Source organism: uncultured Microscilla sp., assembly GCF_947493425.1.
In the GTDB taxonomy this organism is placed as follows: Bacteria; Bacteroidota; Bacteroidia; order Cytophagales; family Microscillaceae; genus Microscilla.
The window spans coordinates 1-11,071 of sequence record NZ_CANLRP010000230.1; the positions used below are offsets into that span (position 1 = coordinate 1).

Consider the following 11,071-nt stretch of genomic DNA (forward strand, 5'->3'; position numbering starts at 1 on the left):
ATCGTTTTGTCACTTTAAAAATAGCTTACCTTTTTTAATTCTCCAATTTTCGGTTAACCATGCCGTTCGCAGTATAAAAACCCAATAAGATACTTCCCAATACAACTCCTTGGTATTTGCCCAGTTTTGCGACTTTAACCCAAGGTATGCCGTTGTTTTTTGTCCTTCCGATAAAAATGCCTGATGCATTCTGTAAGTTTGGCACAACTCAAAAAGTTGCCCAACAGCCACTAAATAGCAACCAACAGCCAAAATTTTTAACACCTGCTTTTTACCCAATCTCATAAAGTTATATAACAAAAAAAACAGAAAACACATTCTAGTTAACCTACAAGAATCTATTTTCTGTTTTGAACTTTGTTTGATGATGTACGCTATATAGTGATGCGTTTCATTGATTTTATAGGGATATCTATTTTCAATATACTGACTTATGCACAAATTAGTGCATTTATTATCTTTTTCTAGTTCGTAATCCTTTCATTCTCCCTATACAAACCTTAAAGGTAAGCCACCACTAAGTAACAGCACAGTTTTTAAATTTCACCCACTTTTGCTTTGCTAAGCAACCACTCTCTGGCTTCGGGTTCATTATCAAAATAACGAACCGTTCCATCCATAGTTTGCAACGTTTGTTCAATGCTCAATTGTGACACAAACTCTGATGCTACTACCACAGCAGATTTAGGAGGCATATAACCCACAAACTGTTGTCCCACCCATTCCTGCGTTTCAGGGTCAAGTATAAAGTAAAAATCTTTAGTCAGCGCCAAACTACCAGCAAAGGGGTGATGGTTAACAAAAATCTGACGTAATGCCATTGCTTCCGGTTTGTATCGATCAATTGTTAGGTGGCGGGTATTGGCTGTCCACCTAGCTACTACCAAAGAGTTTTCCGAATCATAAGAAACTTCCAAAAATTCACTTTTATACTCTAATTCTATCATTGCGTAATAAATTGTTGGTTTAATTATATAAAAATAGAGAACAAAATAAATCACACTTTACTCTCTACAAGTTATTACTTATCAAATAATACGTTATAAATACCTACCAGTTTCCTTTCAATCTCATTTTCAATGGCTTAAAATTCTCCCTGACAACACAAAAAATACTTACAGGAGCCCTTTCATTCTACCCACAAAAGCAAACTACTACAATTTAATATGTAGCCTTTCAGGTTAACTTACTTTTGTTTTATCAAGCAACCATTCCTTAGCTTCTGGCTCATTGTCAAAATAACGAACTATTACATCCATATCTTGCACAGTTTGCTCAATGCTCAATTTTGAGACAAACTCTGATGCTACTACTATTGCTGATTTAGAGGGAAGGTACCCTTCAAAAATTTTTGTCATCCATTCCTGCATTTCAGGATCAACCACAAAGTGAAAGTCCTGGGTTAATGACAAAATACCTGCAAGAGGTTGGTGATCAACAAAAACCTTAAGTAATGCCAATGTTTCCTGCTTGTATTGGTCAATAGTAAGGTAACGAGTATTAGCTGTCCACTTGTTCACTATCCAGGAGTTTGCCGAATCATAAGAAACTTCCAGAAATTCACTTTTATGCTCTAATTCTATCATTGTCTGATTATTTATTGGTTTAATTATATAAAAATAGAGAGCAAAATAAATCACACTTTACCCTCGGTTATTACTTATCAAATAATACGTTATAAATACCTATCAGTTTCCTTTCAATCTCATTTTCAATGGCTTAAAGTTCCTTTCCGATGATGTAGAAAAGGCTTATAAGCTTTTTATTTTCTCCACACAAACCATTGGGGTAAGTGCTACCACAATTTAACGTGTAGGCTTTAAGTTTGGGCTTAACTCACTTTTTCTTTACCAAGCAACCACTCCCTGGCTTCGGATTCATTATCAAAATATTTCACTGCTGTTTTTAAATCTTGTACTGTTTGCTCGATGCTCAGCTGTGCCACAAACTCTGGTGCTACTACTGCTGCAGATCTAGGGGGTAGGTAATCATTAAATTGTTGTGCTGTCCATTCCTGCGTTTCAGGATCAATCACAAAGTAAAAATCTTGAGTCAGCGACAAGTTGCCAGCAAAAGGGTAATGGTTAACAAAAACCTGACAGGTCGCCAACATATCCTGTTTGTATTGGTCAATTGTAAGGTGACGGGTATTGGGTGTCCACCTAGTTATTACCAAAGAACTTTCCGAATCATAAGAAACTTCTATAAATTCACTTTTGTACTCTAATTCTATCATTGCCTGATTATTTATTGGTTTAATTATATAAAACAATAGTCCATAGCCCCTACAAGGTTCTAGGGACTAGGTGCAAGGTTCTAGGTATACCTTGTTCCACAAGTAACCACGCCTTTGTATCACACTGATTTTCAGTTATTTACAAAAAGCGTAGTTAGAAGTATTTCGTCGATAGCTGATTCGAGCAAATGTTCACCTTGTTAAATGCTGTAAACCAGTGGCGTATATTAATATTGCTTACTCACTTTATTTTTAAAAGTGTGTCGGTTTTACGCCTAAACACCCAATTAAATAGTTTTTAAATTCATAAATGACTGATAACCAGCAACCAACTTTGACGAAAATCACTGCGAAGTATTGATGAAAATAGAGAGCAAAATAAATCATACTTTACCCTCTATACGTTATTTTCTGTGAAATAATACTTTATAAGTGCCTGTTAGATTTCTTTTCAGCCTGGTTTTCTAGTCTTCAAAAATCGATTATGACCAAACGAAAATGCTTATAAGCTTTTAATGATTTATAAAAATAACCCAAAACAAATGTGGTGAAAGCTCAGTAAGCATCTATATAACCACTACATTCTATTACTCTTTTCTAGTTCGTAACCCTTTTATTCTATCCAAACAAACCATAGCAATACGCTACTACAATGTAGGGTACGTTTGTTCAAACCTTACTTGCTTTTGTTTGATCAGTGAGCCATTCTCTAGCTTCTTGCTCATTGTCGAAATAACAAATTGCTACATCCATGCTCTCCACTGTTTGCTCGATACTCAACTGTGCCACAAACTCTGATGCTACTACTATTGCTGACTTAGAAGGAAGGTATTCTTCAAATTGCTGGTTTACCCATTCCTGCATTTCAGGGTCAACCACAAAGTAAAAATCCTGATTCAATGACAAATTACCAAAAACGGGCTGATGGTCAATAAAAACCTTGCGTGCTGCCTCTACTTCACGCTTGTATTGATCAACGGTAAGATAACTGGTATTAGAGGTCCATTTACTTATCACCCAAGAGTTTCCCGAATCATAAGAAACTTCCAAAAATTCACTTTTGTATTCTATTTCTATCATTGCCTGATAATTTATTGGTTTAATATATTCAAAGTAGAAAGTAAAATGCATCACACTTTACGCCTACAAACGATTGTTTACTAAATCATACATTATAAACAGATGTAGGCACTCTTTCAATCTAATTTGTCTGGAGCTTAAAATAACCTTTTGATGACATGAGAAAGAGTACTCCTACCCACAAAACCACTGGGAGAGGTGTTTACCACAATTTAATGTATAATCTTCAAGTTTAACTTACTTTTGCTTTATCAAGCAACCAATCCTGGGCTTCGGATTTACTGGCAAAGTATTTCACCGCAGCCTCTAAATCTTGCGCTGTTTGCTCAATGCTCAGCTGTGATACAAACTCTGCAGCTACTACTACTGCAGATTTAGGGGGCATATAACCAGCAAACTGTTGCACCACCCACTGCTGCGTTTCAGGATCAATCACAAAGTAAAAATCTTGAGCCAACAACAAACTACCAGTAAAGGGATGATGGTCAACAAAAGCTTGACGAAATGCCTCTACTTCTAATTTGTACTGGTCAATTGTAAGATGATGGGTATTGGGTGTCCACCTGGTTATCACCCAAGAATTTTCTGAATCGTAAGAGATTTCTAGAAATTCACTTTTATATTCTAATTCTATCATTGCCTGATGATTTATTGGTTTACTATATTCAAAATAGAGAGTAAAACAAAACTTGCTTTAACTCCTACAAATTATTATTTGCTAAATCATACATTTACTCTACCCTTTTTTCGTGCTGATTTGTGTCTTCACAACCGACCATAGGGGACTCAGCAAAGCTAAATCAAACCGCCCACGAATCCTTAGGTACCGATGTATATCGGTGCCCAAAAAATGACTTATTTTAGGGTTTCGATCAGTTCTGTATAGCGGGATGTATCAATTGGTGCGGATAATCAAGTTCGGAGCAGGCGAGCTTGTACTCGGAGAGCAGGCGAGGGTGGTACGTTTTAAAAAAGCTGGGTAGAGTATCATACATTATAAACATATACAAGTACTCTTTTAATTTCCTGATAACACGAAAAGAATATTAGTTCACAATTCTTTTACTCTACCCACAAAACCACTGGGGTAGGTGTTTACCACAATTTAATGTATAGTATAGTCTTCAAGTTTAACTTACTTTTGCTTTGTCAAGCAACCAATCCTGAGCTTCGGATTTACTGGCAAAGTATTTCACTGCAGTCTCCAATTCTTGTACCGTTTGCTCAATGCTCAGTTGTGCTACAAACTCTGGCGCTACTACCACCGCAGACTTAGGAGGCATATAGCCAGCAAACTGTTGGACCACCCACTGCTGTAGAATGGGGTCAATCACAAAGTGAAAATCTTGGGTCAAAGACAAACTACCAGCAAAGGGGTGATGATCAACAAAAGCCTGACGTAATGCTACTACTTCTGGTTTATACTGATCAACTGTAAGGTGACGGGTATTGGGTGTCCACCTGCTGATTACCCAAGAATTTTCTGAATCATAAGAAATCTCGAGAAATTCACTTTTATATTCTAATTCTATCATTACCTGATGATTTATTGGTTGATTATACAAAAATAGAGAATAAAATAAGGTTAATTTCATCCTCTATCAAATACTACGTTATAAATACTAGTCAGTTTCCTTTCCAATGGCTTAAAATTCCCCTTCCGATAATGTGGCAAAACATTTATAGACATATCATTCGTAACTATTTCATTTTCAACACACAAACCATTAGAATAAACAATAACATAAGCTAATGCCTAAGCTTTAAGGTTTAGCTTGCTTTTGCTTGGTCAAGCAACCACTCCCTGGCTTCAGGTTCATTATCAAAGTAACGAAGTGCTCCATCCAGGCTTTGCAGCGTTTGTTCAATGCTCAACTGCGATACAAATTCTGCTGCTACTATGGTTGCCGAACTGGTAGGAAAATACCCTTCAAACTGTTTCATGACCCATTCTTGCAGCTCAGGGTCGACTATGAAATTAAAATTTTGAGCCAATGACAAGTTTCCAGCAAGAGGTTGGTGGTTGGCGAAGGCCTTCACCAGCGCGTGTATTTCGCGTTTGTATTGGTCGACAGTGAGGTAACTGGTATTGGCTGTCCACTTACTTATTACCCAAGAATTTTCCGAATCATAAGAAACTTCCAGAAAATCGCTTTTATACTCTAATTCTATCATTGCCTGATAATTTATTGGTTTATTTGTACTAAAATTCAGAATAAAATAAAGGTATGTTTTATCTTTTACCAAATAATACGTTATAAACACCTGCCAGTTTCCTTTCAATCTAATTTTCCAACGATTTAAAATCTCCTCTAATAATACGGAAACGCTTACGGGCTTCTACTACATAAATACTTCCAGGAAATTTTGTTAAGTGGTTACGGTAGTATTCCTTGGCTTTTTCAGAATTTTTAAGGTATTCTTCATAGATTTTTCCTATGGTAAAATGGGCATCATCCGCCAATATATCTTGCCCATGCTGTTTTACAATTTGTTCAAGCACTTCGATGGTTTCTTGAAATTTAGCCATTTTAAGCAACAGCTTAGATTTGCTCCATAAAATTTCATCTTTCAAACTGTGATCTTTGTACTTTTTTTCCATCTCAATCAGCTTATCCAAAGCTTCTTTATCTTTATGCTGAAACATCAACAACTCTACTTTAGCATAGGCTTTCATTGCTGAGTTGGTAGTGTCCATATCCAGTGCAGTATTATCCCTGATTAATAAACTTAAATTCATCGCGTCGTTCGCAATTTCACGGGTAGTGGCCTCTTTCAAAATATCTAAATGTCCCTGTGCTAACTCAAAATCTCCCTTAAAATAAGAAAGTTTCCCATTACGCAGCTTTGCCTCGTACCCTAAAGGCCTTCTCTTTCGCGTTTTCTCCACCTGTGAGTAAAGCAACGTAGCCTCCCAGGGTTCTCCCTTCAAAATATAAATATCGCCCAGGTCGAGGCGGCATTGGGCTATAAAGCGTTGGTTATACCCACTTAGTTTGATAGCATCTTTCAAAATAACCACCGCGGTGTCTTTCTTATCAAGATAAAAAGCCTGTAATAATGCGATGCTTCTCATAGCGTTCAACGTACGAAAGTTACGTCCCAAGTCTTTCAATAACTGGCTATAATCACCAATCAAAGACTCAATATCAGCTTTGGCTACAGGGTAAGTGTTCTTTACTACGGCTTCTTTGGCTTTAATCAAGTAATGTCGAGCTACTGAATAATTGCTACCTTTAGGATACTTCTTTACCACATAGGCAAACATTCGCTTGGCATTTTTGTAGTCCTCATTGCGCATGGCAATCATTCCGATATTCAACAATTCACTTCCCTCCTGGCGATAACGACGGTCAAGTGCTTTGGCTTGAATAAAGGCTCTGTAAAACAACTTTTGCTGTAAATAGATCCAGAGTAGAAACTCATTATAGATAATCTCACCAGGCTGCTTCTGTAGCTTTGTAAGCAGTATCTTTTCAAACTTCTCTAAGTCTTTTTGAGTTGTCAGGCGATCTTGCAAGGCTCCTTTGACAGATTCAAGGTTTTTGCGATCGTCCAATACCACATTGATATATTCATCAATCATAGGCTCAAACTTGCCCAAAGTAGCATACACATTGGCCAGTTCTTGCGCAAACAGGTACTTGTTGGCAATGCCTCGGCGAGCATTCAAGTATATCTTCTCTGCCCAGGCTGCTTTATCAAGCAACACAAAGTGCTCAGCGGCCGCTGACACCACGTGATCTGGTTTCTTACGTACGTCATTCACCACCCGCTCGAACTGCTTGTCAGCCCTCCCTATCTTGCCTTGTCGTTCGAGTACAAAACCATAATCAATAGGCAAAGTAGGATTTTCAGGCTCAACTCGCATGCGTCGCTTAATTAATTTTTCGGCATCTTTAAACTGTTTTTGAGTCAGTAATGACGCCAGGTAGTTAGCATATACTTGTTTTAGGTAGGTAGTTCGTAGTGAAAGTTTTTCATATAAGCTATTGGCTTTTTCATATTCTTTCTTCTGAAAGTACTCATCTGCCAATTGTAGGTTTTTACTTTGTGCCACTGTTTGCGGCAGCATAATCAAATTTGCAAATATTATAATCCCTAACATCAAAAAAAATCTGGTAATGGTCTGATTCATTTTTTTATCTTTTTTTATTTCATGGCTAATATTCATGTTCATACATTAAAGTAAACTACAATAAAAATAATATCTTTCGAAAACAGATTTCGAAAGTAACAGTATTAACGACAATTCCTATCGATAAGATTTTTTTATCTTTTAAAAAATTCTGCTTTCAAGCGAAAAGCTTCTAACCTCTTTTAAATAAAGAATAATAAATTATTTAATTACTTAAGTATTATTATTATTATCATGCTGTGGATAACTTTTGTTTTTCACTTGAGAATATTTTCCTGCCAATATTGCTAAATATACATTGTCGAGGTTCACTTTTATTTCGAGGAGTTATACCCATCTTATTCGATTTGTCCACATACTTATCCACATTGTTTCAGTTTATTTTGCTAAAATCATGATCGAGAATTGATGTTGATAACCCCTGTTTTTTGGTGGATAAACATGTGGATAAATTGTGGATAAACAAAAGGTTTTACACACCCCTATAGTTTTTCAACATTTGTGTTAAAGTTATCCACCTAAATATGTGGACAAATCAGGCACTTATCCACACAATTTTCAGGGTTATCCACAGGTTTTGTGGATAATGTGGATAAGTAGTGGAGGGATGGGTGACTCAAAACTAGAGTTATCTACGTCGATTTTTAACATTTGTGGATAAATTAGTGGTTTATCCACAAAGTTATCCACATTTATAGTCGAGTCTGTTGACATAAATAGCATTACATTCGATAATATCGCTTGGATTTCGATAGGTATTTACTGTCAATTGGTGCAGAAAGCCATTTAATTATTTAGGTGTAGCAATATGTTCAACCCATTAAATGGTCATTGAGGAGTTGTTTTCGAAGAAAAGCAAGCAGTAAAGGTTATCCACAAATCAATATAAAATTTGGGCAAAATCATTTTTCTGCTTTTACCATAACGTTCGATAAACCTATTTTATCAAGTGATAAAGCCTGCTTGTAAGTGGTTTATTTAGAATTTCAGGGTAATGTTTTGTTCCCAGTTGGCTCTTAGTTGAATAGAGCTGCGGTAAAACGTAATATTTTCGGCGGGTTTGTTTTCCTTATAGTTTGAGAAATCCCACTTACCATTATTGTTTTCATCAATGATAATTCTGATGCTGTAACTGCCTGGAGCCAGGTTGTCAAACTTAAAGCTATTACTTGTAACCTCATCACTTTTACGTTCTTTGACTACCTGAAATTCTTGATTGAGTAGTTGTATGATAAAATGGGGGCTTTGGGTTTCTATAGCAATATTTACTAGACCTATTTTGGTAGGGTCTAGTCGGTTGAGCGTAGTTCTGACCATTTGGCTGGAGTCGTTTACTGCACTTACAAATGCAGCACTATCAGCTATTAGTTTGATGGTGTTTTTGAAAGAAACCGGACGACTGATGTTTAATTGGGTTTTAAACTGGTTCCATTCAAACTTGGCGCTACTGTCTATCAATGGCTTTAGGTTTACTGTGTCGGCATCTACCAAGTATTGGAGTTTTTCAGCTGCAAACTGTACTACAGGTTTGCTAAATTTAACGGTAAGGTCTAGTTTGTTTCCTACAATGCCTAGTGTATTTTTAGGTTGAATGTCTATTTTAAAGGTAGCTTTGTCTTTCTCTTTGACAGGCTTATTGTTGAAACGAATGTTTACCTCCTCACTCAATCTGTTTTGGGCAGAGTCTTGAGCTATGATACGAAGCCGCAAAGAGTCTAAGCCTTGCATATTGTAGAAAGTCAACTTCTTGCCACCATCAGTCAAATTATACAATACTTTTTGGCGCAGGTTGGTTTGCCCCGAATCTACTTTGAGTGTTTGAACACCTTCGTTAAATTTTATTTCAAAATAATGTTTCTGACGCAATTTCCCAATTATACGAGGGGCGTCATAATCTTCTTGTACCAGATTTAAGTTAAGCGAATCTTGGCTTCCTTGGCTTAGGTCAACTATTTCGGGAGCAAACCCAATCAATTCATTTTTATTATAATATTTATTGTTGTTGGCATCCTGAATGGCATATAATCTATAGCGATTGGCTTTTATATTTTTGAAGTGGTAAATACCTGCATCATTGGTTTGGGTAAGGTAGTAGGGTTCATCTTTGTCTACTTTAAGCGTATCATCTACTTTATATAATGCTACAATGGTTTTTTTAGCGGCCTTATTTGTCAACGGAACCATTACCTTTCCTTTTATTTCCATGGTGTCCAATTGGCTGCCAGTACTGAAAGCCAGCCTTACTAGTGTAGGGTTGCCTTCAGTAATGTCTTGAATACTTTCCCGGAAATCAAGGTTGTAGGTAGTATTGCTGTCTAATGGTTGCAAAAAGGTAATGCGTAGCCTTTTCTTGCTTATTTTAAATGTATAATCTTTTACTCTTGGCGTAATGATTAACTCTTGCTTTAATTTGGGTGCTTTGATCCACTCATTAAAATATAATTCTATTTGGTCGTCTTTATAATTGAGTTGTTCAAGTTTAGGGTACGAACGAGCCGTATCCATGGTAGGAGGCAAAGTATCTTTAGCACCACCAGTAGGTGCCATGATATTGGCACAACCACTTACACTAAGGAGCATCCAAGCTACCATACCAAGGTATACTATATATAGGTATATAACACGAGTCATCATCAACAGGAAAATTTATCAACTAATAAAATTAGCGGTGCAAACTTATTGATAATTCGTGTTTTGTGTCGAAATCGCTACTACTTATTTTTTAATTTGCCTGAAAATAAGCTGATCCAGATAGTGAATAATTTCAGAAGTTTCTGAGTCAGTGCATTTAAGTTCAGTAAGAGAAGGTAAATGTTGTGAAAAAAAGATTTGTTGATGAGCCGATTCCAGCATTGTGCTGGTAAGTGCATGGGCATAAGGGTAGTCGCTGTTATACGCTTTGATCATATTGGCTACTTTTTTACAAAGCGATTTGTAACTATGAAAAAAACCAAACTTATTTTCGTCGTCTACACTTTTGGTATAATAAGTTTTAGATGATTCAGACACTACTATGCGGTGCAAAGCAGCCTCGTTGATATGAGGAAAATGAGACTCACTGTGCGAACTTAATGATTCAGCTATGATTCTAATGGCTATTTTAAGTTGCTTTTCTGTATCTTCTATGTTGTTGGTTTGGTAGTCTATCTGGTACTCTAGCCAGCTCCAGTACCATACCAGTAAATACACCAACAGGTTATGCTTATTTTCAAAATAGCGATAAATAGAAGCTTCAGTAGAACTGATTTGATTGGCTAATTTCTTGAATGTAAAGTCCTCAAAGCCAAGCTCATCGATTAGGTCGATGCTTTTGCTTATGATTTTTTTTCCTAACTGAGTTTGTTCTGGGTCTCTCAGGTAGATATTATCATTGACATTTATTTTAATGGTCGCTCTAACACCCATTATTTAATTATGGTTTGATGTGAAACTACTATCAAAGTTCAAAGTAAACGTTTTTATTTTAATAGTAAAACTATTATTCTAACTGATACACATAAAAGAAAGTTTTATTCAAGGTGAATTATTTAGCCTGATTCCTTATAAGGAATTGTTCAAAAATAAATTTACACTCTGAGGGGTGATTTTTCGCCTTGATACTTCGTTATTTTTATTGC

The 11,071-nt window shown here is 36.3% G+C and carries 10 protein-coding genes; all 10 read right to left on the minus strand.

The genetic code is table 11. The annotated features are described in order from the left end of the window. Window positions 1-536 precede the first annotated feature (536 nt). Entirely contained in the window at window positions 537-947 is a 411-nt protein-coding gene (locus Q0954_RS30635) for a hypothetical protein (RefSeq protein WP_299464645.1), read from the minus strand. Window positions 948-1,181: 234 nt separating this feature from the next. Further along, window positions 1,182-1,586: a hypothetical protein gene (locus tag Q0954_RS30640; protein ID WP_299464646.1), complete on the minus strand. Its 405-nt coding sequence runs from the start codon at window positions 1,584-1,586 to the stop codon at window positions 1,182-1,184. Window positions 1,587-1,831: 245 nt separating this feature from the next. Further along, window positions 1,832-2,236: a hypothetical protein gene (locus Q0954_RS30645; RefSeq protein WP_299464648.1), complete on the minus strand. Its 405-nt coding sequence runs from the start codon at window positions 2,234-2,236 to the stop codon at window positions 1,832-1,834. Window positions 2,237-2,905: 669 nt separating this feature from the next. Then, window positions 2,906-3,316: a hypothetical protein gene (locus Q0954_RS30650; RefSeq protein WP_299464650.1), complete on the minus strand. Its 411-nt coding sequence runs from the start codon at window positions 3,314-3,316 to the stop codon at window positions 2,906-2,908. A gap of 232 nt (window positions 3,317-3,548) precedes the next feature. Next, the gene (locus Q0954_RS30655; protein ID WP_299464652.1) at window positions 3,549-3,953 is read right to left on the minus strand and encodes a hypothetical protein; all 405 of its coding nucleotides are present in this window, start codon (window positions 3,951-3,953) and stop codon (window positions 3,549-3,551) included. Window positions 3,954-4,446: 493 nt separating this feature from the next. Next, a complete protein-coding gene (locus tag Q0954_RS30660) occupies window positions 4,447-4,851 on the minus strand; it encodes a hypothetical protein (protein WP_299464655.1) in 405 nt (134 codons plus the stop codon). A 235-nt stretch (window positions 4,852-5,086) separates the two neighbouring features. Further along, complete coding sequence (locus Q0954_RS30665) at window positions 5,087-5,491, minus strand: hypothetical protein (RefSeq protein ID WP_299464658.1); 405 nt, start codon at window positions 5,489-5,491, stop codon at window positions 5,087-5,089. Between the two features lie 109 nt (window positions 5,492-5,600). Further along, complete coding sequence (locus tag Q0954_RS30670; RefSeq protein ID WP_299464661.1) at window positions 5,601-7,376, minus strand: tetratricopeptide repeat protein; 1,776 nt, start codon at window positions 7,374-7,376, stop codon at window positions 5,601-5,603. 1,056 nt (window positions 7,377-8,432) lie between these two features. Next, on the minus strand, window positions 8,433-10,088 hold the full coding sequence (locus tag Q0954_RS30675) for an Ig-like domain-containing protein (protein ID WP_299464664.1): 1,656 nt from the start codon (window positions 10,086-10,088) through the stop codon (window positions 8,433-8,435). An 81-nt stretch (window positions 10,089-10,169) separates the two neighbouring features. Continuing rightward, on the minus strand, window positions 10,170-10,859 hold the full coding sequence (locus Q0954_RS30680; protein ID WP_299464667.1) for a TetR/AcrR family transcriptional regulator: 690 nt from the start codon (window positions 10,857-10,859) through the stop codon (window positions 10,170-10,172). Window positions 10,860-11,071 lie beyond the last annotated feature (212 nt).

Bases quoted from the DNA above. Each gene is read 5' to 3' on its own strand.
- Q0954_RS30680 (WP_299464667.1), bottom strand. From the start codon at position 10,859: ATGGGTGTTAGAGCGACCATTAAAATAAATGTCAATGATAATATCTAC.
- Q0954_RS30675 (WP_299464664.1), bottom strand. From the start codon at position 10,088: ATGATGACTCGTGTTATATACCTATATATAGTATACCTTGGTATGGTA.
- Q0954_RS30635 (WP_299464645.1), bottom strand. From the start codon at position 947: ATGATAGAATTAGAGTATAAAAGTGAATTTTTGGAAGTTTCTTATGAT.
- Q0954_RS30665 (WP_299464658.1), bottom strand. From the start codon at position 5,491: ATGATAGAATTAGAGTATAAAAGCGATTTTCTGGAAGTTTCTTATGAT.
- Q0954_RS30660 (WP_299464655.1), bottom strand. From the start codon at position 4,851: ATGATAGAATTAGAATATAAAAGTGAATTTCTCGAGATTTCTTATGAT.
- Q0954_RS30650 (WP_299464650.1), bottom strand. From the start codon at position 3,316: ATGATAGAAATAGAATACAAAAGTGAATTTTTGGAAGTTTCTTATGAT.
- Q0954_RS30645 (WP_299464648.1), bottom strand. From the start codon at position 2,236: ATGATAGAATTAGAGTACAAAAGTGAATTTATAGAAGTTTCTTATGAT.
- Q0954_RS30640 (WP_299464646.1), bottom strand. From the start codon at position 1,586: ATGATAGAATTAGAGCATAAAAGTGAATTTCTGGAAGTTTCTTATGAT.
- Q0954_RS30655 (WP_299464652.1), bottom strand. From the start codon at position 3,953: ATGATAGAATTAGAATATAAAAGTGAATTTCTAGAAATCTCTTACGAT.